At 37.3% G+C, this 23,905-nt stretch carries 20 protein-coding genes and 1 tRNA gene; 8 read left to right on the top strand and 13 right to left on the bottom strand.

The features are described 5' to 3' along the window. Positions 1–36: 36 nt before the first annotated feature. The 8 genes from ACED20_RS01350 to ACED20_RS01315 all read right to left on the bottom strand — a co-directional run bounded on the left by ACED20_RS01350 (position 37) and on the right by ACED20_RS01315 (position 11,464). Positions 37–714: a DUF2490 domain-containing protein gene (locus ACED20_RS01350; protein ID WP_294225675.1), complete on the bottom strand. Its 678-nt coding sequence runs from the start codon at positions 712–714 to the stop codon at positions 37–39. A gap of 602 nt (positions 715–1,316) precedes the next feature. Continuing rightward, a complete protein-coding gene (locus ACED20_RS01345; protein ID WP_345765966.1) occupies positions 1,317–1,766 on the bottom strand; it encodes a VOC family protein in 450 nt (149 codons plus the stop codon). A gap of 41 nt (positions 1,767–1,807) precedes the next feature. Then, positions 1,808–2,179, bottom strand: coding sequence for a VOC family protein (locus tag ACED20_RS01340; RefSeq protein ID WP_294236980.1), 372 nt, complete (start codon positions 2,177–2,179; stop codon positions 1,808–1,810). A 21-nt stretch (positions 2,180–2,200) separates the two neighbouring features. Beyond that, positions 2,201–2,671 carry a hypothetical protein gene (locus ACED20_RS01335; protein ID WP_294236978.1) on the bottom strand — a complete coding sequence of 157 codons (471 nt, stop codon included), beginning with the start codon at positions 2,669–2,671 and terminating at the stop codon, positions 2,201–2,203. A 14-nt stretch (positions 2,672–2,685) separates the two neighbouring features. Then, positions 2,686–3,219 (bottom strand): hypothetical protein, encoded by a 534-nt coding sequence (locus tag ACED20_RS01330; RefSeq protein WP_378103276.1) that lies wholly within the window; start codon positions 3,217–3,219, stop codon positions 2,686–2,688. 1 nt (position 3,220) lies between these two features. Next, entirely contained in the window at positions 3,221–3,676 is a 456-nt protein-coding gene (locus ACED20_RS01325; protein ID WP_294224368.1) for a DUF1569 domain-containing protein, read from the bottom strand. 179 nt (positions 3,677–3,855) lie between these two features. Next, the gene (locus ACED20_RS01320; RefSeq protein WP_378103275.1) at positions 3,856–5,505 is read right to left on the bottom strand and encodes a hypothetical protein; all 1,650 of its coding nucleotides are present in this window, start codon (positions 5,503–5,505) and stop codon (positions 3,856–3,858) included. A gap of 73 nt (positions 5,506–5,578) precedes the next feature. Then, a complete protein-coding gene (locus tag ACED20_RS01315) occupies positions 5,579–11,464 on the bottom strand; it encodes an alpha-2-macroglobulin family protein (protein ID WP_378103274.1) in 5,886 nt (1,961 codons plus the stop codon). 18 nt (positions 11,465–11,482) lie between these two features. Between ACED20_RS01315 and ACED20_RS01310 the strand changes: the two genes are divergently transcribed. The 4 genes from ACED20_RS01310 to ACED20_RS01295 all read left to right on the top strand — a co-directional run bounded on the left by ACED20_RS01310 (position 11,483) and on the right by ACED20_RS01295 (position 13,874). Then, entirely contained in the window at positions 11,483–12,238 is a 756-nt protein-coding gene (locus tag ACED20_RS01310; protein ID WP_294306543.1) for a hypothetical protein, read from the top strand. Positions 12,239–12,241: 3 nt separating this feature from the next. Further along, positions 12,242–13,321 carry a DNA replication/repair protein RecF gene (gene recF, locus ACED20_RS01305; protein ID WP_294230880.1) on the top strand — a complete coding sequence of 360 codons (1,080 nt, stop codon included), beginning with the start codon at positions 12,242–12,244 and terminating at the stop codon, positions 13,319–13,321. Between the two features lie 2 nt (positions 13,322–13,323). Then, positions 13,324–13,620 (top strand): hypothetical protein, encoded by a 297-nt coding sequence (locus tag ACED20_RS01300; protein ID WP_294199163.1) that lies wholly within the window; start codon positions 13,324–13,326, stop codon positions 13,618–13,620. Between the two features lie 86 nt (positions 13,621–13,706). Beyond that, entirely contained in the window at positions 13,707–13,874 is a 168-nt protein-coding gene (locus ACED20_RS01295) for a hypothetical protein (RefSeq protein WP_288446021.1), read from the top strand. 42 nt (positions 13,875–13,916) lie between these two features. Here ACED20_RS01295 and ACED20_RS01290 read toward each other — a convergent pair whose 3' ends face one another. From ACED20_RS01290 to ACED20_RS01280, 3 genes are read right to left on the bottom strand one after another with little or no spacing between them, the layout of a single operon-like run. Then, positions 13,917–15,947 (bottom strand): recombinase, encoded by a 2,031-nt coding sequence (locus tag ACED20_RS01290; protein ID WP_294236960.1) that lies wholly within the window; start codon positions 15,945–15,947, stop codon positions 13,917–13,919. 13 nt (positions 15,948–15,960) lie between these two features. Beyond that, complete coding sequence (mtgA, locus tag ACED20_RS01285; RefSeq protein ID WP_294199161.1) at positions 15,961–16,605, bottom strand: monofunctional biosynthetic peptidoglycan transglycosylase; 645 nt, start codon at positions 16,603–16,605, stop codon at positions 15,961–15,963. Positions 16,606–16,645: 40 nt separating this feature from the next. Then, positions 16,646–17,623, bottom strand: coding sequence for an ABC transporter substrate-binding protein (locus ACED20_RS01280; RefSeq protein ID WP_294230877.1), 978 nt, complete (start codon positions 17,621–17,623; stop codon positions 16,646–16,648). 117 nt (positions 17,624–17,740) lie between these two features. On the opposite strand from ACED20_RS01280, the gene ACED20_RS01275 reads away from it, so the two are divergent. Further along, positions 17,741–17,814: transfer RNA gene (locus ACED20_RS01275), tRNA-Arg, on the top strand. On the opposite strand, the gene ACED20_RS01270 is transcribed toward ACED20_RS01275, so the two are convergent. Together ACED20_RS01270 and ACED20_RS01265 are read right to left on the bottom strand one after the other, a co-directional pair. Continuing rightward, a complete protein-coding gene (locus ACED20_RS01270; protein WP_288446027.1) occupies positions 17,780–19,342 on the bottom strand; it encodes a recombinase family protein in 1,563 nt (520 codons plus the stop codon). The two genes, ACED20_RS01275 and ACED20_RS01270, sit on opposite strands and share 35 nt — an antisense overlap. A gap of 104 nt (positions 19,343–19,446) precedes the next feature. Beyond that, positions 19,447–19,662, bottom strand: a complete 216-nt coding sequence (locus ACED20_RS01265) for a hypothetical protein (RefSeq protein ID WP_288446028.1) — start codon at positions 19,660–19,662, stop codon at positions 19,447–19,449. 298 nt (positions 19,663–19,960) lie between these two features. Here ACED20_RS01265 and ACED20_RS01260 point away from each other — a divergent pair, with 298 nt between their 5' ends. The 3 genes from ACED20_RS01260 (at position 19,961) to ACED20_RS01250 (ending at position 23,897) form a co-directional block, all read left to right on the top strand. Next, the gene (locus ACED20_RS01260) at positions 19,961–20,416 is read left to right on the top strand and encodes a hypothetical protein (RefSeq protein WP_288446029.1); all 456 of its coding nucleotides are present in this window, start codon (positions 19,961–19,963) and stop codon (positions 20,414–20,416) included. A gap of 93 nt (positions 20,417–20,509) precedes the next feature. Next, complete coding sequence (locus ACED20_RS01255; RefSeq protein WP_288446030.1) at positions 20,510–22,531, top strand: ATP-binding protein; 2,022 nt, start codon at positions 20,510–20,512, stop codon at positions 22,529–22,531. Positions 22,532–22,589: 58 nt separating this feature from the next. Next, a complete protein-coding gene (locus ACED20_RS01250) occupies positions 22,590–23,897 on the top strand; it encodes a hypothetical protein (RefSeq protein ID WP_288446032.1) in 1,308 nt (435 codons plus the stop codon). The last annotated feature ends 8 nt before the right edge of the window (positions 23,898–23,905 follow it).

Here is a 23,905-nt window from a genome sequence, read left to right as displayed (position 1 = left end):
CTTCCGGCATCCGGCATCCCTCTTCCCGACTATTATTTAGTCTTTTGTAAACGGGATGTTGTTATAAAAGCCGATCTGGATCTGGCCGCGGTTTTTGTTTTCCTGGATCTGGTTCATGTAGCCGGCTTCGATTCTCATGTTCTTGCTGATAACATATCCTAATGCACCGTATACCCTGTTCCGGTCAAATACCGGGCTGTCCAAATGGAGGAATATTTCATTGTATACTGAAGCATATAACGTTTTAGGCAGCATCTCCTTATTATTGATCGGTATATTCAGGTTTAAATAATACCTGAACCTCATCCTGAAATCGTCCTCCAGAATTCTTTCTTCCAGACGGTAACGGTGCTGAAGATTAAATCTTCCAAACTTTTGTTTGGTAATGTACTGCTGAAAAATCCGGTGTTCGATATTTTCCGTTTTTTCGCCGTTTACATAGGGCTTGCTCAGAATAAATCCATAGCCCAACAATACATTGTTATTGTTCTCCGTCAGGTCGTATCCGATCCCGGTACGGATCAGGAGTTGTTCGAGATCGCCGATAACATCAAAGTTCCGGTACTGGATTTCGTTGTGAAGGTTTAGCTTTTTGCTGATTTTGTTGTTTCCGAAGTACATATACCAAGCTCCGAGATCATTTTTCTGGGCCTGTAGCATTATTGCCGCAAAAGTACCTATTCCCAAAGCCGCTTTTTTCAGTATGTTCTTCATTGTTTATTATTAATATCTATCGTTTATAACAAATTTAATAATTTAAATCAATAATAACAAACCGGTGAGTGTTGAAATATTTAGGGCATTTGGTGAGTTTGAGGGTTTCCAGGGTTGGAGAGTTGGGGAGTTTGAGAGTTTCCAGGGTTGGAGAGTCGGGGAGTTTTCGGATATAAGAAGGAGCTGGAGAGTTGAGGGTTGGAGGGTTGGAGAGTATGAGGATCGGGAATAAATAAGATCAGTGACGATTTCATTTACGGTTACGGATCTGAAGGACTGCTTTCATAGCCCGGATCGCAGCGGTTACCCCACAGCAGGTTGGAGAGTTTGGCGGGAAAGGCTTCAGTAGAGGCGTGTATTGGAGAGCAGGCAGCGCGAGGAGTAGTAGCGGAGAGCCGGATCAAGCTCCTGAAATTGTCCGGATCATAAAAAAAGAATCAGGCTCACAATTAAATGATGCGGGTTAAGAATTGACTTAATGAAAATCGTTCCCGGATAAATGGTCGAAAAAATCATAAAAAAAGTCCGTTTTCACCAGTTGTGAGACGGACTCAATTTTTTAGTCTTCTAATGTACTAAATTTCTATATTGTACTATTTTATCTAAGGATGCTGCTGCATTTTCGAAGGATCATCATAATTTACCATCCAGTTGATTCCGAACTGATCGGCAAACATTCCGAAATAGGCGCCCCAGAATGTTTCTTCCATCGGCATGGTTATTTTACCGTCCGCTGAAAGACCGTTAAACAGGCGATCAGCCTCTTCTCTGGATTCAGCATTTACGGAGATGGAAAAATTGTTGCCCATAATCAGGTTTGGCGCATGATCACAACCTGCATCGCTTCCCATCAGGATGGTTTCCTGTGAAATCGGAAGGGTAACATGCATAATTTTGTCCCGGTCTTCTTCTTTTACTTCTTGCCCATCTGCAGGAGGCATTTCCCCGAAAGTTCCGATGTAAGGATATTCGCCGCCGAAAACGGATTTGTAGAAATCAAAAGCTTCCCGGCAGTTTCCGTTGAAAGTAAGGTAAATGTTTACTGTTGCCATACAATGACTTATATTAAGGTTAAGATTGAGTTTAATTTATATTATCGGTGCTGATCAATCAGGATCATGTTTCCGTCCGGATCTTTCAGGTAAATATGCTCCGGGCCGGAAGTAGTTTCATCGGCTTCTTTTAAAAGTTCGATACCCTGTTCCTTTACGTGTTTCTGAATATCCCGAACGTCATCAAAAGCCTCAAGATTCCTTGCATTCTGGTCCCATCCCGGATTGAAGGTCAGCATATTGCCGTCGAACATTGCCTGGAACAGCCCGATAATATGATCACCGTTTTTCATGATGAGATAGTTTTGTTCCATCGCTCCGCCCATCATGCCGAACCCCAGTTTTTCATAAAAGTCTCTGGATTTCTGAAGATCCTTTACACTTAAGCTGATAGAGAATGCGCCTAATTTCATACGCTGCTTTTTATTTATGAATTACTGATTTGTAATTAACGTTTTGAAATCCATGGTTCCGTCGTAACTTTTCCAGTTTCCTTTCAGTTCGATTTCCTGGTCTTCCACTTTTTCCGTGTCTTTATTCCAGCGGAAAGTATAGATAAACTTTCCTTTTAGAATCCCGGAATGCTTTCCCTTGTTTTCTTCTGCCAGTTCGTATTCCCCAAAAACCGTCCCTTTTTTACGGGCATCTCTGTATTTGGTAATGGTAAATTTTCCTTCGAATTTAGAATAGACTTTATCGACAAGCGTATAGCCTGAAACAAAATATTCCTGGTCGTTTTTCCTGTTCTGTTCGGAAATGTTGATCTTTAGTTTGATTTCCTGATTCCGGTTTCCGATGGTTCCGGTGTACGCTCTGCTGTTGTTGAGCCAAACATTGGAAATATCCGGCATTTGCGAAAAAGCAAAGCCTGAAATAAGGATAAAAAGTAATAAAAGTTTTTTCATAATCGATTGTTGTTTTATTTAAATACCACTTTGGAAATATCTTTCGGAACAAAATTAGCCCACCAGGTTTCAAAATCCAGTGTACCCGGATAATTTTCCCATCTTCCTTTAAAGGTAACGGTAGCATGGCTTTCTTTGGTTATAATTTTGTTCATCTGCATCCTTACTTTCCCGGTAAAAATCCCGGAATGTTCTCCGGAACCCAGTTCCTTCATTACAAAATCTGCAAATACAAGCATCTCGTCCGGTGCATTATTGACATTAAATCTCTGGGTAAAGGTAATTTCTCCTGAAAAGCCGGATTTTGTACCTGCAACTTCAGAATGCCCGGAAATAAAATACTGTTCGGGTTTATCCGGATTTTTAGTCGATTTTTCAATCTGTATTTTAATTTCTGCTTTATCGGTGGAGATCTCTCCGTAAAAAGGGGTGTTGCCATTCAGCAGAAACAGACTAAAGTCTTCATGCTTTAACGGAAATGGCTTCACCTGAGCAAAAGAAAGAGAAAAGGCAAATGCTACGAGAAAAAATGAAAGAAACTTTTTCATATCAGACGCCAAATTGTGCCAGGTGATGGTTGAGATGCTTGGCAAACATATTGTTCCATTCCTGGGCTTTCAGTTTTCCGAAAGAAAAGGATTCTTTACCGTCGAAAGCGGAGCCTCCGAGCTGCTGGGTTTTCTGGATAAATCCGATCAGCCGCTTTTTCTCTTCGTTAAAATTCTTATGATCCGAAATGATAAACTGAGGAGCCGTCGGCCCGTTCTGCGTATATGCTTTTTCACCAACCACTTTCGGTTTCACAAAATTTTTAAGAATGAATTTTGCAATAGCTCCCGGTTTTTTATGCTTTTCGGGTTCGTAAACCATCTCGTAAGATACGTTGCAGTGGGCCAGCATCTGATCTACTGTCATTTTTCCCCACAAACCTTTGGTTTCCGGTGTAAGTTTGTTTATCCTGTCGATGTAGTGCTGAGCATCTTTTGCGTCAAAAACGTTTTCCATAGTTTATCTGAATGTTGAGAGACAAATATATCAGTTTTTCGATACAGAAACTATATGAAATTAATTTTGTTTCTCGAATTGATATTCGTGATGGAAAGACTGTAAGAAGGATGCCGGAAGTTTTCTGCAGTTAATACCATAACCGGTTGACTTAATTTATTTTTGATATTAAGAAACAATTAAGAAAGCCCGACTTTGCTTAAAACAGTTTTTGAAAACCTGTCTGATCCGAAGCCATAGTGTTTTTTACCAAATGCATCCTGCAGCTGAGCGGCATCGTATTTCGAGACCATGAAATCAGCCAGCACCTCTTCATCTTCTTCCGTGCTGCTCCATTCGTTCCGTGTTTTTACCGCCATCAGAAATTTATTTTTATTGGTTAAATATAATTTTTCAGCATAGAGGTTGATGATTGAAGTTGGTGTGTTCCTATCAATAGCATCAAGCATTTTTTTATAATTTTTTTCATAGTCCAGAATGGCAAAATACAGACCCCTATTTTCCGGGGAACTTAAAAAAGTGTTTTTTAGCAAAGTCAACGCTCTATTCCTGAATTTTTTTAATTCCTCTGCATCGGTATCGTTTTCCGTAATGAAAATATAATCTTCAATAGATCGTGTTTCCCAGAATATTTTTCTCTTGATAAAGGCAAGATCTGCCGGGCTGCCATTTTCCTGATAAATTTTTTCCAGGATGCTGTAATATGGCAGGTCATATTTTTCATGCGGATTGGAATCAATAATTACCTTGCACGCCTTCTCTGCTTTCTCAAGATCGATTTTCAGCAGCTCGTTGATTACCTTCAGGTTATAGGAATGTTCGTATTCTTCGATCACGAAATAATCCTGAAGCTCACTGAAAAAACCGTTCTCGGCAATAATTTCCAACATATCTTCTTTAAGAGAGGTTCTCAATTGGAAATCGGTTTTCTTCCACATTTTAATCTCTTCCCTTACCAGTCCGGCAATGTGCATTTTCTGGTCAGGATTTCCGGTTTGGTACATTTCTATGATAAAATCATAAAACGTGATCGTAATAGGATGATCGGATCTCAGAAATAAATACCAGTTCTCGGTAGCGAGCTCTTTCCAAAGGTCAAAATCTTTTATTGCATTAATATGGGTGAGAAACCGTTCTTTTAATTTTTTCTGAAAGGTATCCATTCTTGTACCGGAAAATAAGATCTTCATCTGATAGACGTAGATAATATCGTTGATTTTTAAAAACTTCCTGACACTTTCCTTTTTGTCAGGGTTTTGCTGGAGATACTGCTCTACCGGCTCGATTGCTTTTGTAAGAAGATCCACCAGCTTTTTAACTTCCGGCGCGGTAAGGCTTTTTCTTTTTCCAGCTACCGAGGCAATCGTATTTTTAATAAGCTCTGAGATTTCGATTTCCGAAAATTCTTTTTTCTTTTGCCCAAAGCTGAGCATAAACTGCATTTCCGCATCTTTATTTTTTTTGAAGAATTCCAGCAGCCAGGTTTTGAGTTCCTCCGAATTGAGATCTTCCATCGCCCGTTCCGCTTCGGACAATTTTTTCTTAACTCCTTTACGCGAACTTGTTTTGCCGGTTTTATTTTCCGACATAAAAATCCCCATGGCCAGCACGTGAAGACAGAAATCCTTACTGCCACATTCACAGGAATATCCGGTAATTTCAGATTTTGAGTTTATTAGAAAACTTACGTCATACGACTCGGTTTCATCATCTACAAAACAGACAAAACGGTTCTTTTCAGTTTCTTCAAATTCTCTTATTGACAGCTTCTTTGCTTTGTTTATTTTTTGTTTTGAAAACTGGTTCTGCAGATCTGAGATATTATACATCGGGAATTTTTCCCCAAAGATAAAAAACGGCTCCTTAAAAAAGAAGCCGTTTTCTGGTAATAATTGTTTTTTATTATTCGGAAATGATCACATTTTCCCCTTTCGTATGCGAATTCATCTGCGGTGCGTAATAGTTCTGAATGGTGGTGATCCCGTTGGAGAACTTTCCGGAAGCATTTGCCACCAGGTCGTACTCAAATACATACTTTCCTTTCGGCATCCGTTCGATGTAGAAATTGGTGGAAGCATCTTTGGTGGACTGATAATACCCCAGATTATTCTTCCACTGATATCCCGAAAGTATATCCACCGGTTCGAAACCTGCCGCCCGCATGTCTTTGACATGAATGAACTCCATCGGCCGGTTGGTATTCAGGATCATTCTCACTGTGACCTTATCCCCTACTTTCAACGGTGTTTCAGGTGTAATTTTCTGAAGTTCTTCTCCGTTTACGGTTTTAATCTTCCTGTATAATTCTTTAATTGCGGAAAGATATGTTTCAGAGGATTTTATTTTATCCAGATCTTCGTAATACTGCCAGAACAGTCCGCCCTGTACGATTCCCGGGCCCGGTTTGGTAACAATAACCGTTGCTAAATTTTTATCCACGACATCCGATTTTACGGTTGATTTTATATATCCTGTGGCTTCTGTTTCGGGCTTGAGCTCTTTTCCGCCCCAGACAATGGTTGTTTTATCACTTTCTGCTCCTGTCCAGGATTTCCCAGAATTCAACATCGTATAGATTACTTCTGCCGTTCCTCTGGAGCTGCCCCATGAATTAACTTCCTTTTGGGTAATCAGCCAGATCTTCATTTCTTCAATGAACTTTTGGTCGTCAGGTCTCAGTTTGTTAAAAGCTTCCAGGGCACCGGTATGGTTTACGACTTTTGAACTGAACCACCCCCAGTCGTTTAGGTTCTGTTTCCAGTAGACGCCCTGGATCTTTGATTCTATGGAGGTTTCCTTTAAGTAATTCATAATTTTACCGGAAAAATCTTTTAATCCGTAATCGTTCATCAGCAATGCTGCACGGTGAAGTCCAAAGAAGGTAAAGTCGGTAAGCTTTGCTGTTTTGGCCTTTTGTTTTACAAGGTTTTTTAAAGTGGAGCCTTTTCCTTTTAACGGATAATCTTTTTCCCAGTAATTCCTTGAATCCAGGTAATCCAGGGTCCAGTTGGTCCAGATATTCTTTTCTTTAGGATCTGCAAATTTTTCGATTTCGCCGTCGATATATCCGATCAGTTTTTTTACCATTTCTTTCTGATCGGCATTCTGGTAATATACCAAATTGTCTTTTAACCAAACATTGATTTTGCCTAAATTTTTAAGGATATACAACGAGGTAGAATATGATCCGGGATAGCCGGGATACCACGAGAAGCTGCCGTCCGGGTTCTGTAGTTTTTTCAGGTCGTCCCAATCCTGAGTGATTGAATTCTTCATGGTGTTGGCATCAAACAGCAGGGCCAGTTTCTGCATCTGTTCTTTTTCGTTATTGCTTTCCAATACCCAAGGCGTTTCTTCCAGCAGCAATTGTTTCAGGTCCTGGTTTTTCTCCAGGTTTGAATTTAGTAATCCTTTATTCTGATATTCCTCAAAAACAGCTTTGATTTTAGGATTGGCTTTAAAAATCTCCGAAGCCACAACATCGGCAAACCATTTATTGAAGACCACATCCGCAGAATTATTGGGATCGTTTTTAAGGCTTGGAAGCGCAAACATAATTTCCCAGATCGGATTGGTTGTCAGTTCAAGGGTATTGGAAACGTTCGTGATCGTTTTAGAATCCGCATTTTTAAGATTTACCAGCTCGAAAGTTTTAGTTTCCCCTTCTTTTACAAATACCGGAACCGCATCCGTCACGAGCATCCTGTTGGGAAGAACAGCTACGGCATTCTGTTCACCATCCGAATATTTCCCGGCCTTGGCCACCACTTTGAAAATAACGGAGGAAACATCTTCCGGAACTTTTATTTTCCAGCTCACCACAGAATTTCCATTGGCCTCCAGTGAAAAAGCCTGTTCCTTATTCAATCCTGAAACTGCCGTTAGCGTACTCAGTCCGAATTTCTCCGAAATATCTTCATTGGTAAAAGCATCCAGGATCTGTAATCCGGCAAACCCACTCAGTTTTTTATCGGTTAAGTTTGATAATTTAGACTGTAAGTTCAGCTCATCCCCTTCCCGTAAAAATCTTGGGTAATTCGGTGTCACTGAGAATTCTTTTTGTGTTACCACTTCTTTTTCCAACGTTGCCGCTCTTGCATCTTTTGTATGAGCCAGAAACATCAGCTTCCATTTGGTGAGTGCTTCCGGAGAGGTGAATTCAAAGCTCACGTTGCCTTCGGAATCGGTCCTTAGATCCGGATAGAAGAAGGCGGTTTCGTTGAGGTTCTGGCGGATTGGGATTTTTTCCAATTGTTTTTCTGATAGAAAATCAGTGTACTCTTTTTTTTCAGCTTCTGTAACCTGTCTTCCTGAACTTACAATATCCAGAAGTGTGTCATCCGCTCTTACACTTTCAAGCTTCATTTTAATTTCAGAAGGCGGAGCCGGAGCTGCACTTGCAACACCACGGATTTTAATTCCGGCAGCTTTACCCTGTAACATAATTAAACCATTTCGGTCAAACCAGTTAAACTGAGGCAGCTCTACATCATTTTCATTTAAAAATTTTATTCTTCTTTCATAATATTTTGTTGAAAGATCATTTCTGATATCATACATCCTGATCAGTGAGTAAGGAGTATATAATCTTTCCCAGATGAAGCTATTGGCTGCAAACTGATCCAGTGACTGATCGTACATATTGGCCAGAACCTCAGCATTGATTTTCTCTTTATCATTTCCTGAAACTTTTACCGACCATTTCTCTTTTACATTAGGTTCAAGCCTGTCTCTGAATGTGGTGGTCTCAATTTTTAACGGTTGCTCGGAATCTTTAATTTTTAAATCCACCGTTTCGGTCTGAATATCATTAAACGCTACCATCTGAAATTGAATATTTACTTCAGATACTGCTTTGCCTCTAGGAATATCAACCCTATATTCAAGCTTACCGCTTTTCATGTTCTGAATATCATAAACGGTTTTCCCGGAACCATCCTGTATAAAAATATTCACCAAGGCATCCGGAACTGCAGAATACACATATATTTTGGCTTTTTCTCCTCTTAAAAATTCTGTTTTAGGCTGTAAAGCACTAAGGAATGTTTTCTGATTCGTCTTAAGATTATTCTTATCCCAGACACTGAAGTATTGAGAAGTTTTAATGGTGTCTTTTCCTTCGATATTAAACAATTCAAGCTGATAATCGCCGGCATCCAGTTTTCCTAAATCCAATAATTCTTCTTTGCGCTGTACATCATTCAATATAACGGAAGAAACCTGCCTGTTTTGTAATTCATCGTTTTTATCAAAGAGATCATGAGGAAATTTCTTGATAAATTCTTCCTTTGAAAATATTGGATAGTTCTGTACGGCATCTTTAAAATTACTTCTGAAAATCCTGTCCGGAGCCTGAAGTTTTAAAAGCTTTACACGATAAGATTTCTTTACATTCTGTTCGTTGTAATTTTTGGTTTCAACTTTCAGCTTAACATTTTCGTCAGAAAAAGCATCTTTTATTTCATCTGTCTTGATGTAATGGGATACAGAAGCGACTTTCAACTGTGTCTCTGCAGATTGAGTCTCACCATTGATATCCGTAACTGACGCATTGATTTCATAATTATCTATCTGAACGCCTTCAAGCTTTTCATCTTTTTTAAGTTCAATGCGGATGACAAATTCTCCTTTTTCATTGGTGGTCGTTCCTCCCAGGATTGAATTTTCATTATCATTATCCTGCGGATATCCCCCGAAATACCTCCAGCGAATATTCTGTTTTTTAATTTCATAATTCACCTTCGTATCGTTCACGGCAATTCCTGAAAAGGTGGTTGCCTTACCTTTCAGTTCAATGGTCTGACCATATTTATATTCTTCTTTTACAGGTTCAAAATTTACTTCAAACTTTGGCCTTTTATATTCTTCCACACTGAATTCTTTGAACACAGGTGTTTTACCATCCGTATTCAGGTAAAACCGGCCATTAAGATTTCCCTTAGGAAGCACAAAGCTTCCATGATAGGAACCAAACTCATTGGTTGTAAAGTTTTGTGAAGATATTTCTTTACCATTAGCATCACCTAATGTAATTTTTTGCTTTAATCCTGTATCTACAGACTCTTTATCGTTATTTATTCTGGTATTAATTACTTTAAAATAAACAGTCTGGCCAGGCCTGTAGATGGCTCTGTCTATAAAAATTTGAGTTTTAGTCCGTTTTTCATTATCGGTAACATCATCATCAATATAAGTATTCCCATAAACCTCCATCATCTGAAAATCATTTGTTTTCGGTTGCTGGATCAGGAATATTCTGTAATATTTTTTATCGGATGAAGATGGAAAATTAAAAACTCCCTGATTATTGGTTTTACCCGTATTTTTAACGATATCTGAATTTTCCGAAAATTCATAAAATACGAGATTTTCATTAACTAAAGGAATACCGTTTTCACTGCTGACTAATTTCAGTTCGTTTGCTGAAGAATTTTTTCCAGATTTATTTTTATAAATGATCTTCTGATCAGAGACTAAAAAATAAAAATTCTGGCTTTTATCATTCGTCCCATCATTTATTAAATATTCGGCTATATATATTCCTGAAGGAAGCGGCTGTATTTCAAGTGAAGTTCTGTGCAACTGAAAGTCTTGAGGATCCGTAATCTGATACTTCTCTTTTCTGATCAGTTCTTTTTTTACCTTTCCGAACATTTCAGTATAAGGATTTCTGGAATATTGAAGAAAGGATCTGAAATCTTCATTTACCTTATAAATATTCAGAGAAAAACTGCTGAGGTTTTTATATTCTGAAACAAAATGAATGGGTTTATTGCTCTGGGTCTGCTGTTCATATTTGATGTTTAAAGAAGTCTGTCTGATCTGCTCTTCTTTATTTTTAATATTTTCTATAAAAGGCGATTGAGGATATTGAGATTTCGCTTTTGCAACAATTTCAAGTGCTTCTTTCTCCTTCTTTTCAGCCAGCAGTTCATTGATGATATCATCCATAATGAGTACTTTGTAGTCACCCTGAATATCAAAATTCAAAAGACTGTAGAGCTGTTGAAGTTTATCTTTGCAGTTATTATCGCTGCAGTTTCTCTGAAGTTTCTGATGCATAAAATACAACTTGGAGTTGCCATTATTCTGTGCAATTAATTCGTTGAAAATGTCATCGATCTGTTTACGGTTACCGGCTAATTCATTTTTAGTAAAAAGACCGTTATCAGATAAGAAATTAATTTTTTTGAGCGCATACCAGTCTGCAAGTGTCGGAAAAAAAGAGATTGATTTTGTATTAACAAAAAGCGACTGGTAAGGTAATAGTGAGATTCTTTTCATTTCAGCTCTTTGCTGATCAAGTTCTTTAAAACTTTTGCTGATATAATTTTTAAAATCAAGTTTGCTCCAGGTTTCAATCTGCGTAACATCTTGGGAGTTTATATTCGTCCTACCATTGATTTTCCAGCTGTTACGGGCATAATAATCCATAATAAAACCATTAGTTAAAACTTTATAAATGATTTTTTCATCACTTTTCAGTTTCTTTTCAATATCTGTTATTTTATTAAAGAACTTTGAAGCAACATTATTCTGTTCATCATCCCTGGTCTGATTTACAATTGCAAATTCCGCTTTTAAAGATCGGATGAGCTGAAGTGTATTATTATCTTTCATGGCTTGATTTTGAATATCCAAAATAATCGAAAGATTGGATTTAACAGTTCCTTTTGTACTGTTTTCTTCGACTTTTTTCCATTGCTCGTCATAATATTTCTGGGCATGTGCTCCTGAATAGCTCAGCAGCAGAAGCAAAATCAGAAAAATCTTGGAAAATCTTTTCATATATGTTATTTTTGATAAATGAATTCCTTAAAAGTACTGAAAAAATCCGTTATCGATAGTCAGCTTTACGTATCCTTAACGGGAACTCTTTTTTCAGTATTCTTTATGCTGGAACAAAACACATTCCGGTATCCCACAGTATTCTTTATTTTTATTACGTATTTCAGTGGGTATCTTTACACGAAATACCAAAAGACAAGGCATTTTTCTAAGATTTTAATTTTAAATGTGATCGCCGGAATTGTTTGTGCCTTTTTAATTATTCATAACCATAATGGCATACGGCTGATAAAATGGTTTATTATTGTCATTCTCGGACTTCTTTACAACAGTTTCTTTCTTGATACATATATCCGGAAAATCCCTTTGCTGAAAGTATTTTATGTAGGGCTCGTCTGGGCACTGATGAACTGCTGGCTCATCCTGCCGGAATTTGACATCCCGATATTTTTAATCAGTTTCTTTTACATTACGGCTTTGGTACTGCCTTTTGATATCCGGGATATGAAAATAGATACGGTAAAAACATTTCCAACCCTTATCGGGGTTCAGAACACAAAATACCTGGCGTATATCCTTATTTTTATCAGCAACCTTCTTTCCGTGTTTTATCTTGAACAGCCTTATTCAACTGCTTTTTTTCTTTCGGGAATTATTAGTTATGTGCTGATCTATTTTTCGGAGAATGAGCGAAGTGACGCTTATTTTTCATTCGGCGTCGAAACGTGTTCGGCACTTCCTTTTTTATTTTCAGTAATAATGAAGTATTTTTGACAAATGATTATCAAGAAACTTTCCCTGTACAATTTTAAGAACCATACTGAAAAGAGATTTGAATTTTCTCCGCAGATCAACTGTTTTGTGGGAAACAACGGCGCAGGAAAAACCAATATCCTGGATGCGCTCCATTATCTTTCGGTGGGAAAAAGCTTTCTGGGAAATACCGACCTCAACAATATTAAAAACGAAGAAGATTTCTTTACTGTTGAAGCTGAAGTCCTGAACGATGACAGTGAAGACATCATTAAAATTTCGCAGCCGAAAGAGGCAAAGAAAATCATCAAAAAAAATGATAAAAGTTACGACCGGCTGGCCGATCACATCGGATATCTTCCCAGCGTAATGATATCGCCTTATGATTCCAACCTGATTTCAGATGCGGGAGAAAGCAGGCGGAAGTTTCTGGACTCCATGATTTCACAAACCGATTCCGAATATCTTTTCAATCTGATCCAGTATCAGAAGACGATCCAGCAGAGGAATGCCCTGCTAAAGTATTTTGCCAAGAACAGAACCTGGGACAGAGATTCACTGGAAATATATGATGAGCCGATTATCCGTTTCGGAACTAAAATTTTTACTAAAAGAAAGGATTTTGTTGAAAAACTAAACCCAATCGTTAAAAATTTTTATAAAATCATATCTGGTGGTAAAGAAACCGTTTCGGTAATCTATGAATCCCATCTTCTCGAAGATTCTTTAGAAAAACTACTAAAAGAAAGTCTGGAACGGGACAGAATGCTGACATACACTTCAAAAGGCATTCACAAAGACGACCTGCTCTTTGAAATGGATGCTGTTTTGATCAAGAAGATCGGTTCACAGGGCCAGCAGAAATCGTTTTTGGTTTCCCTGAAACTTGCCCAGATGAGCCTGATCAAAGAACTGACAAGAAAAACACCTATCCTTTTGCTGGACGACATTTTCGATAAACTGGACGACAGCCGCGTTTCCCAGCTAATCGAACTGGTAAATCAGGAAAGCTTCGGGCAGATTTTCATTACGGATACGCACCGCGAACGCACGGAAAATGTGGTAAAAAAAATCAATGAAGAGAGTATTATTTTTGAAATTTAGTCATGAAGAAGAAAAAAAAACGTGAATTCCAGTCCTCGGAACTGGTACGGTCTTTTGCAAAAATATATGGTTTTGAAAACAAGCTCTTAGCCTTTGAGATCAAAGACTTCCTGGAGGAATACCTTGACGACACCCTCTTTAATGAAATCGAAAGTGTGAACATCGAAAAGAAATGTGTCATCATCAAAATAAGCTCACCTCTCCTTAAACACGATTTCCAGATGCGTAAGAGCTTTTTTCTTAAGAAATTCCAGGATAAATTCGGAACAGACGACTTTAATGATCTTCAGATTCTATAGAAATAATACGAATTCATTAAAAATTAATTCAAAACATTGCGAAAAATTTTTATATTTGAGCTGTTAACTAAACAAATCAAATCAACATGAAAAAATTACTTTCTACCAAGAAATTATCAAGACAGAATCTGAAAGAAATTAAAGGAAGCGGTGCTACCGGATCAATTTGCTGTGCAAAATATTGCGGAACCGATGAATGTGCCGTTTGGACAGAGCCAAAAGTAAAGTGCCCTTTATTACCGGATTGTGTATAATTAACAGATCAGAGCTACAGCAATGTGGCTCTTTTTTTTAGTTTAATGATCTTCAGATTTTGTAGCAACCGTATTACTCATCAGCTCGTCCGTTTTTTGATCCAGTCCGGATCTCAGCGGAAGGAAAAACTTCAGCGGATTTTTAATAAAATACCTGAAAATCCCTTTGTAAATTTCACTCACTTGTCCAAGATTCATTTTTCTCGAACGGAAGGCCAGGAACATCGACAGGCTGAAGCTTACCAGGAAATTAAAAAACCCGATCAGACAAACCGTAATCAGTGATATGCAGAACGTATAGGACCCGATAGAGAAATCTTTCCCGTACAGTCCCAGTGCAAAGTTCCCTGCTGCAAAGGTAATGTGGCGGATGTCGAGATCCAGCCCCAGAAACAGTCCGACCGGAGCAGTGGCTCCCAGAAATACCCCGAACCAGAAGTTCGACACAATGCCTGGCCAGTTTTTAGCATAATATTTTGATAAGTTTTTGGCAAATTTATTTCCGAACAATCTCCTGATCGAAAGATTTTTTGAGATCCGTTCCGGAATCTGATAAAACACAGAGTTGTTCCCGATATTTCCGGATATGATTCCCGATATGAAAAGGTAAAACCCGGCAATGCAGGCATGAAGTATCGCCTTCGACTTAAAAGGATCAAGATCTTTCAATAGTTTGTCCGACCGGTCTACTGCCAGATTCTGTGAGAAAAATACGTCGAGCCCGTAAATAATCAGCAGGGCAATCGGGAAAGACAGGAGGACGTTGCCTACAAAAGCAATAAACTGGCTTCGGAACAACTTTGAGACCAAATGTGCGAATTCCGTGCTGTTGCTTTTGATGTTTCCTTCTTCCGACAATACTTTAGTCATGGTCGCAGCCGTCATCGCAGGCTGTTTTGTAGCAAGGGTAAAGCCCATCAGATAGATCATCACGAAACCCATCGCATAATTCATCGAGTACAGGAAAGCATGGGAAAAATCGCTTCCGGGAATATATCCGTACAGCATTTTGAGAACACATAAAGCGCCAACGATAATTCCGCCACCACTGGCTTTATAGAACATCCGCATGTATTCTTTACGGGTTGAAGTAATGTAGTGTGTTCCGGTTTCCGCGGTATGATTGGTAATTAAGTGTGAAATCAGCCGGGTGCTGTCGTTGATAAGATCCGAAATATTGTTCTTATGGGATTTATATCTCAGAACATTAAATACCAGATTTTTGGAATTAATCAATATATCCTCTTCCTTATCGATCACCAGCAATTGTACAATTTCGTAAATCCTCTGGATCTGCTGGCGGATTTTGATGAGCGACTGGTTAATTTTTCCGGAAATCCCATATCTGGAGGAATTTTTAAAAGAGATATTAACGAATTCCAGGCATTGTTCGATATAAATTTTGATCTGCTTGTACCGGCTGTCTTTTGAATGAAGCTGAAGCTCAGCATTCTGTTCCAGTTCTTCGGCAAGCCCTTCAAGCTCATTCTGTAAAGCAAGAAACGGATTGTCAAAATTTTTGTACTGCGGAGCCATCCGTACCACTTCCACTTCCATTGCGGCTCCCGTTACACGCCACGAAAGGATGTTCATGGAGAACAACATTTCCTTTTTCACGCCCGGTCTTGTAATAAAATCATCGATTCCGAGAAGTCTGAAAAGCTCGCTGATTTCCTCTTCCGGAAGATTCTGAAAGTATTTCAGGTCGCTTCGGGGCCTTACACTCACATTGTCGATCATGTACCAGACTGTATTTTCGTTAACGACCGGAGGCAGGATTTTATTCAGAATTCTCTTTTTTAATTCAGGAATAAAGGCATTCTCAGACAGGATGTTGGCTTCCGTCAGCGAAAGATTGAACGGCTTCTCATCAAAGATATGATGCAGGTAATTTTTAAAATGCTCCGTAATTTCGGGATTATCCTTTAAAAAGCTGAGCACTTTCTTAAAATCAGTATTCTTTATACCCTCCAGCAGTTCCGCCAGCGGATCCAGAGCAAGGGTATCATTCTCAAAAGAAAAATATTTTTTAAGAACAGATTCGAAATTTGTACCGGCGTTGAAGAATTTCATGGGTACAAAGATACTATTTCAAACTCACATTCCTCATTTGCCGCATAATCCAATTATGCTTCTTCCTGAGATAAGGCGAGGGATTTTTGGGATCATACTTTTTCGGATTGGGCAGCACAGCGGCAATCCATGCTGCTTCAGAAGCCGTAAGGTTCTTGGACGACTTTCCAAAATAATACTGTGAAGCGGCCTCAATCCCGAAAACTCCTTGCCCCATTTCAATAGAATTCAGGTATCTTTCGAGGATGATGTCCTTGCTCCAGACTTTTTCTATAATAAACGTATAAACCGCTTCCAGTCCTTTTCTCAGCCAGCTTCTGCCCTGCCACAGGAAAATATTTTTAGCCGTCTGCTGGGAAATGGTACTTCCTCCCCTTATTCTTTTTCCTTTTTCATTGTTCTTCATCGCTTTTTCAATCGCCTTGTAGTCGAAACCGTCATGTACGAAGAATTTCTGGTCTTCCGAAGCGATTACTGCTTTTTTCACGTTGCTTCCCATTTCCTCATAGGAAATATAATCGCGCTGCAATCTTCCGTATTCAAAAAGCCCTCCAATCTGGGTAATGGTGATCGGCGGATTGAAGAACCTTCCCCAAACGATGAATACAACGTTAAGAACAAGAATGATGAATATAATCTGTTTAATTCTTTTCCACATACTCTGTAAAATGAGAAGCAAAAATAAGCAAATAGTCTGATTATTTAAGCTCTTTCATGTAAGTAAGCTGATAGCCGGGCAGCAATTCCGGGTGAAAAATCTTAATATAGTCTTTCAGGACCAGATCGGACCGTACCACACCGCTTTCAAAAAAGTCATTGGCCTGCCCGCGCTCTTTGCCTGTGATGACGTAAATTTTCCCTTTATTGAAGACATTCAGCTTGCGGTAAAAGGGATTCATGCTAAGCATTTCTTTTCTGGAAGTATGGTTTCCCACGTTGATCCAGTACTGCACAGTTCCCGACTTGGCAAAGACCTCCTCAAAACTCATGGTTACTGCCTTTTCTTCGGTATTATTCTTTAAGATATAATCCGCATTCGCATCTGAAATAAAGTTGGCAGTCGATGTTTTTCCGCCCGGCAGGTACCAGACATCGCCGTACATTTCATTGGCCAGGACCATCGGTTTTTCCTTTGCTTTCAGAGCCAATTGTTTTAAGTCAGCATAATTTTTTTCTACGTTTTCATACATTCTCTCTGCTTCTTTATCTTTTCCCAGAAGTTTTCCGAAGAGTTTAAGGTAAGCTGTTTTCTGGAGAGGTTTCTGCTCCATGTATTCATCCAAGAAAACCACCCGGATTCCGTTGTTTTCCAAAAGTTGGTAGGTATTGTCGAAACTGGCAATATGATTGGTAAAAATAACATCCGGTTTCAGGGAAATGATCTTTTCAATATCGTATTTCTGATCGCTGCCTACATTCTGTATTTTTCCCTGCTTTAACAGACTCTGAATTCTTTCTGAATAAATGTATTCAGGGCTGGAAATACCAATAAGGAGATTTTCCGCATGCAGTTCACCGATATAGCCTGCCATACTCGCGTTAAGCAGGATAATTTTTTTAAACGGGACCTGATTTTTCTTAATATCGTAGGTGAAATTTCCCGATTTTATATGCAGTTCTCCTTGATTTTCCCTATACTGTAACAAACTGGAAACAGAAACCGTTTCCGGAGACAAAATTTTTTGTTCTCTTTTACAAGACGTTAGCGCTAAAAACGCGGTTAATACTAAAATTCTTGATTTCATCTTTCAAAGAAAAGAAAAAAGTGCTATATTTGCAAACCATTAAACAACGGCCTCGTGGCGCAACTGAATAGCGCATCTGATTACGGCTCAGAAGGTTACAGGTTTGAATCCTGTCGAGGTCACAAGACCGACATTTGAAGTTTTTACTCTCTTATGTCGGTTTTTTTTATTTCCTAATCCATTGTTATACTGATAGATACATTGGGCGACAATGTTCATTTTAGGTGTTTGAAAACTTTTTCCGTCAAATTCGACTTTTTGGGGAAATATCAAACACCCTATTGTTCTTTTTGTTAGCAGATCGCCCTGCTGGTAAAGGTTTACAAGATTTTCCATTGAGTCAAGGGCGTTTTCTATTTTTGTTCTGATATCAAGTTCTTTGCTTTCCGAGACGATGTGTTGAAGCTCCTGCTCCAGTTGCTCAATTTGTGATCTAGTGAGCATTTTAATCTCTTTGTAATCATCTTCATCCAGTTTATCGGCAAGATATTTATCTCTCGCACTGGCTACTTTTTCATTGAGTAAATTAATCTCCTTGGAGATTGACTTTCTTTTCGCTTCTATGTCGCAAGTAAACTGTTTATAATTATCCAAGAGTATTTCCTTCATAAGTTCTTTGATAATTGGATTATATTCTAACTTTGAAATTTCCAGCTCGAAAAGTTCATTTAGTTTATCCGAGTCAAATCTGAATCCGCATTTGTAGTGACAATGATAATAGTAGTAGGTTTTAGACTTCCCCTTTGCTCCACTTGCGGTAAGGTTTTTTCCACACCTTGGACATACCAGGAGACCACGAAGTGGAAAGCGTTCGTTGCCGAACACTCTTCCTCCTGGACCTTCAACTTTTCTTCTTTTGTCCATAACCTTCTGTACTTGGTTGAAAAGCCTTTCAGTTATTAACGCCTCGTGCTTACCATCAGTATAGTAAGCTTCCTCCTGCTTGTAATCTTCAATGTAGATCTTACCACAATAGACCGGATTTCTCATTGCTTTAGCAAACGCACTTCTTCCCATCGATACCCCATCTCTCTTATTCATCTGAAGTCTTACGTGGTCAGCTGGAATATGGCCTTTAGCCAACTCATTAAAAGCCCATCTGATATTTGAAGCCTCTGGTTCTCTAATAGCAATGTACTTTTTACCGTCTTCGTGGGTCCTGTTGACATATCCATACGGGGCAATGCCCATGAGTCGACCCTCTTTTTTTGCTCTACGCATGCCGTGGAATGTATTCAGTGCTCTTCTGTCATTTTCCACTTCAGGAGTAGAAAGATAAATAGCCAACATGAGCTTATTTTCAGGAACAGACATATCCAAAGGCTGTTCTATTGCTTGGGGAATAATGTGGTTCTTATGGAGAAGGCTGATCATCTGATAAGCGTCGCCCGTATTACGGCTGAACCGATCCCATTTTGTAAAGAGGACAAGACTGCTTTTGTGATTTCTTTTTCTTATTTCAATCAGGTACTTTTTCCATTCTGGACGTTCAAAGCTTTTAGCTGAGTGATCTTCGTAAATGACCTTATTGATCAAAATATTATTGTTTGCACAATATCTGCGCAATCTCTCATCCTGATCTCTTTGGGAGTAGCCTTTTTCGGCCTGCTCATCGGTGGAAACTCTAATGTATAGATCTGCTATAATCATTGTAATGATGATTTCGTTAAAATTTATTTTAATGCTCTTGCAGCTTGGAGAAATATGCTGCTGTAGAAATTCATCATTCTAATATGTTACTAAAATACAAATAATCAGTCAGATGTAAAATATTCTTTGAGTGTTAATTTCACAATGATATATAAAAAGTCCATAATCTCTTCTGACTGATCTTGGTCAATATCACAACCAGCCTTTTTCAGTATGGTTAAAGCCTTTTCAGGTGGAATCTTCTTTAATTCTATGGATGGGATATATTGAGCAATTTTTGATCGTGATGTTGATCGCTTTTTAACTCTACCTTTCTTCATAACAATTGAAATTGAGGACTTGCTCTCAATAATTGTAATTTAAAGGACGGAAAATTATTTGTTAGAGCAATTTCTTTTAAAGTATCTTATTGGCTGTCAATTGCAAACTCTATTAAAATTAAAATTTCTTATCTTGTAATTAAAATTCAAACTAATGACCGAAGCAATTTTTGGCTTAATAGGAGTCCTGGTAGGATCTGGTATTTCGTGGTTTCAATCTTACATGACAAGCAAGAAATAAAATGAGAAAAGCGCACGATATTTAGCGATTAGAGTGGTCTGTATTTTAGATAAATACATGGAAGACTGTATGAATGTTGTTAAAGATGATGGTTTATTTGAAGGAAAGAAATCTGCAGAAGGTTGTCTTGAGCCTCAAGTAAAAATTCCTGCTGCACCTAATTTCCCTGATGATGTGGACTGGAAAAGCATTAATCCTGATTTGATGTTTAAACTTCTCTCTTTCCCTACTGAAATTGAAGATGGAAATCGCATGATTGACGCAACTGAAATTATTTCAACGCCACCAAACTACCGGGATTGGTTCGATGAGCGAAAGCTCCATTACTGCAACTTTGGATTAATGGCTCTTAAGTTATCAAAAGAGCTATCAGAGAAATATGGTATTAAGAAGAAAAAATACAATGATTGGAATCCAGCTGAAGATTTCTCTAACGAATTGAAAACTGTTGCTTCACGACGTAACCTTCGAACTGAAGAACATAAGGCATTTGTTAAAAGAGTTTTGGGATAAGTTAGGTAATAAAAAAAATTATAAAAAATAATCGTCATTGGCTGCGATTCGTTAATTTTACTAAAAACTTATAACCGGCAATTTTAAAACCACATGAAGAAAAATAAAACTCAAATTACTTCAAAAAGCATCATACAAAGTGGACTACCAAATGATTTCAAAAAGTCGATCTCTGAATATATTTGGAATGGCTTCGATGCAGGTGCCACCGAAATAAAAATATATTTTTCGTGTAGTGAAGTTGGTACAATGCACGACTTCTCTATAAGAGATAATGGACATGGAATTTCTTTCAATGCGATAGGTGAAACATTTGGATATTTTCTTGATTCAAATAAAACCAGATCCTATGACCATAATAGATTCGTCAAAGGTAGAAAAGGAAAGGGGCGTTTTTCATTCCAACAATTTTGTGCAAAAACTCAATGGGAAACTACTTTCTTTGATTCTAAATCTGAAAAACTCTTAGATTACACCATCGAGATCACTAGTGGTAATTTAGATGATTATAAAACATCCGATCAAAAAATATCTTCTGCTACTAACTCCGGTACGGTTGTGAGATTTGATGCCTTCACTACATTAACAGGAGATCTTTTAGAGTCAGAAGAGTTCATTAAGTTTTTGGAAATCGAATTCGGATGGTTCCTGTATTTAAATAAAAATAAAACCTATCAGATAACTGTCAATGATGAAATCATCAATTACAATAATATCATTGAAAATAATATAGAAAAACAATTCATCATTGATGATGAAGTATTTGATATTTCTTTTATTCTCTGGAACAGTAAAATAAATGAAAAGTATTATTACTATTTTTTGGATCGTTCGTTATTTGAAAAAGGAAGAGAGCATACCAAATTTAATAACAAAACTGAAGACTTTTGTCACTCCGTATTTGTCGTGTCTAAGTATTTTGAACAGTACAGCAAAACAGAAAATGAAGGTATTTCTTTAGGTTTTGAGAAAAATCAAAGTGATCCAACGCATAAACGGCTGATGCAACTTCTGAATAAAATGGTTTCTGATGAGGAAAAGAGCTTTATTAGAAATAAAAAGGCTGAGAAACTAATTGATGACTATAAAAATAAAAACATATTTCCATCCTTTAAAAACAATCAATATGATAGATTAAGAGAGAAAGATCTGGAAATAGTTGTCAAAGAACTGTATTGTGTCAACCCAAAAATTTTTCAGAATTTAAATATTCCGCAGAGTAAAACATTGGTTGGATTTCTAAATCTTCTTTTGGATTCTGAACAAAGGGAAAACATTTTATCGATCTTAGAAAATATAGTTGAACTTACCGATGAGGAAAGAACTGAACTTTCAAAAGTGCTCAGCAAAACAAAACTAAGTAATATTACCGCACTGGTAAAACTGCTCGAAGGAAGAAAAAACACCATCAGCGTTATACAAAGACTTGTGTTTGATCTGGCAAAGTTTACTAATGAAAGAGACCACATTCAAGTATTGGTGGAAAACAATTACTGGTTATTCGGTGAACAATACCATCTGATCTCTGCTGATGAAAATTTTGAAAAGACATTAAATAATTACATGTTTTTCCTGGAAGAGGAAGAAAGATTAAAACTTGAAAAAGGTGAAGGTTCTTCTCCAAAAAGAGAAGAGCGTAAAAAAGCAATTATCGAATCTAAAGAAAAACTCAAAAGACCTGATATCTTCATTTGTAGAAAAAATGCCTCACAAGAATTTCTTGATGACGAAGAAAATATTATCGTAGAACTGAAAAGACCATCGGTAGTCGTAGGAAAAACTCAATATGATCAAATTGAAAATTACATACGCTTTATCGTTAAAGAGCCAAAGTTCAACAGTGATATGAGAAGATGGAAACTCATTCTGATTGGTAAAGAGGTTGACGAATATATCAAAGATCAGTATGAGTCTCACAAAAGTAAAGGTAAACGTTTTCTGGTGCAAGCTGTTAGGAACTATGAGATCTATGCTTACACATGGGATGATATCGTGAAGACATTTGACCATAGACATCGCTTTTTGTTGGATAAAATAGGATATAAAGATAATTTTGAACAAGAATTTGAAAGCATCAAAAACAATCCTGATGAATTATTGAAAAAAGTGATTTAACCTGCTCTTATATGAGTATAAAATACAAGCTGTCTTCTATTAATCTTTTCTAAACCGCATGATTAAACATCGTATTTATCCTCCATTAAATTGGTTTGATTTTGAACAATTATGTCTTAAGTTATGGGGGCAGATATGGCAAATTCCTAATGAGATTGATTTAAACTCTACTAACGCTCAAGGTCAGGATGGTGTAGATATATATGGCATTCCTAAAGGAGAAAAGAGATATTTTGGAATTCAATGTAAAAATTATAAAGATGAAAAAAAGTCAGGGTTAAGGAATAGTATAACAAAAAAAATAATCGATACTGAAATACAAAATGCAGAAAAATTTAATCCTGCACTTCAACATTTTATTATTGCCACGTCTTTAGAAAAAGATAAGAACATTGAAGAATACGTTAGGACAATCAATCAGGAAAGGATTGAAAACAATAAGTTTACAGTTCAAATATGTTTTTGGGATTACATCACACAGATGCTTTATGACTATAAAGAAATATATGATTGGTATTACGATCAGCAGAATTTAAATCAAAACAAAAAGATCTCTGTTTTTTTCAAAAACAGCAATGATCCTCTTCGAATTAAGCATTACCCAACTTACATAAAACTTAAAAAGGTTTTCAGATTAGAAACTCAGAAAGACATTGACAAGGAAAAACAGCGTAATCACGAAGCAATATTAAGTCTTTCAAAAAAAGGTAAATTTCCTCCTACACCTTTTTATGAAAGAGTTCTTGATTGGATATTTAGCCGAAAAATTAGCGATAATATTTTATCTAAAGAACTTTTTATTAATGGCGTTAATATTAGATCTGAGGAGTATAGGAGAAGTCTTTACCCAAAAGAAGTAACTGATTTCTCTGATTTTAAATTTACCCTAAATTCAATTGCTGACGATAAATTTCCGTTAAGCCTTAAAATCATCATTGATAATATTGGTGATTCCGTAATTGAAGATTATAAGTTGAGATTATACTTTGATGGTGATTTTGAAAAAATTGATACTAGAACACCAAGGATTTCTGAAATATTTGCTAAAACAGTAAAGCACGATGTTTTTGTGAATGGTGATACCTGCCTTATTCAGCCTGAAAACAATTTTTTAGTACAAAAAGATTTCTTTGTATCTGAAGCAATAATTTTGATTCCAAAACTGGCTATAAATACAGAAATAAAAATCAAATGGGAACTGATCAGCAGAGATTATAACGACAGAGGAGAGCTATATATCAACATTGAACCAAATTTTAAATTAAAAACAAAAGAGTACTTGGTTTTAGATATAAATGACTGTACGGAAGTTGAAGAGTATCATTATCAAACTTACGAATATATGCCTGCACAAATAAATTGGTAATATATTGA

The organism is Chryseobacterium sp. sg2396, assembly GCF_042610505.1.
Lineage (GTDB): Bacteria > Bacteroidota > Bacteroidia > Flavobacteriales > Weeksellaceae > Chryseobacterium.
This window is presented reverse-complemented; position numbering and strand designations above follow the sequence as displayed.

Bases quoted from the DNA above. Each gene is read 5' to 3' on its own strand.
- ACED20_RS01350 (WP_294225675.1), bottom strand. From the start codon at position 714: ATGAAGAACATACTGAAAAAAGCGGCTTTGGGAATAGGTACTTTTGCG.
- ACED20_RS01345 (WP_345765966.1), bottom strand. From the start codon at position 1,766: ATGGCAACAGTAAACATTTACCTTACTTTCAACGGAAACTGCCGGGAA.
- ACED20_RS01340 (WP_294236980.1), bottom strand. From the start codon at position 2,179: ATGAAATTAGGCGCATTCTCTATCAGCTTAAGTGTAAAGGATCTTCAG.
- ACED20_RS01335 (WP_294236978.1), bottom strand. From the start codon at position 2,671: ATGAAAAAACTTTTATTACTTTTTATCCTTATTTCAGGCTTTGCTTTT.
- ACED20_RS01330 (WP_378103276.1), bottom strand. From the start codon at position 3,219: ATGAAAAAGTTTCTTTCATTTTTTCTCGTAGCATTTGCCTTTTCTCTT.
- ACED20_RS01325 (WP_294224368.1), bottom strand. From the start codon at position 3,676: ATGGAAAACGTTTTTGACGCAAAAGATGCTCAGCACTACATCGACAGG.
- ACED20_RS01320 (WP_378103275.1), bottom strand. From the start codon at position 5,505: ATGTATAATATCTCAGATCTGCAGAACCAGTTTTCAAAACAAAAAATA.
- ACED20_RS01315 (WP_378103274.1), bottom strand. From the start codon at position 11,464: ATGAAAAGATTTTCCAAGATTTTTCTGATTTTGCTTCTGCTGCTGAGC.
- ACED20_RS01310 (WP_294306543.1), top strand. From the start codon at position 11,483: ATGAATTCCTTAAAAGTACTGAAAAAATCCGTTATCGATAGTCAGCTT.
- recF (WP_294230880.1), top strand. From the start codon at position 12,242: ATGATTATCAAGAAACTTTCCCTGTACAATTTTAAGAACCATACTGAA.
- ACED20_RS01300 (WP_294199163.1), top strand. From the start codon at position 13,324: ATGAAGAAGAAAAAAAAACGTGAATTCCAGTCCTCGGAACTGGTACGG.
- ACED20_RS01295 (WP_288446021.1), top strand. From the start codon at position 13,707: ATGAAAAAATTACTTTCTACCAAGAAATTATCAAGACAGAATCTGAAA.
- ACED20_RS01290 (WP_294236960.1), bottom strand. From the start codon at position 15,947: ATGAAATTCTTCAACGCCGGTACAAATTTCGAATCTGTTCTTAAAAAA.
- mtgA (WP_294199161.1), bottom strand. From the start codon at position 16,605: ATGTGGAAAAGAATTAAACAGATTATATTCATCATTCTTGTTCTTAAC.
- ACED20_RS01270 (WP_288446027.1), bottom strand. From the start codon at position 19,342: ATGATTATAGCAGATCTATACATTAGAGTTTCCACCGATGAGCAGGCC.
- ACED20_RS01265 (WP_288446028.1), bottom strand. From the start codon at position 19,662: ATGAAGAAAGGTAGAGTTAAAAAGCGATCAACATCACGATCAAAAATT.
- ACED20_RS01260 (WP_288446029.1), top strand. From the start codon at position 19,961: ATGGAAGACTGTATGAATGTTGTTAAAGATGATGGTTTATTTGAAGGA.
- ACED20_RS01255 (WP_288446030.1), top strand. From the start codon at position 20,510: ATGAAGAAAAATAAAACTCAAATTACTTCAAAAAGCATCATACAAAGT.
- ACED20_RS01250 (WP_288446032.1), top strand. From the start codon at position 22,590: ATGATTAAACATCGTATTTATCCTCCATTAAATTGGTTTGATTTTGAA.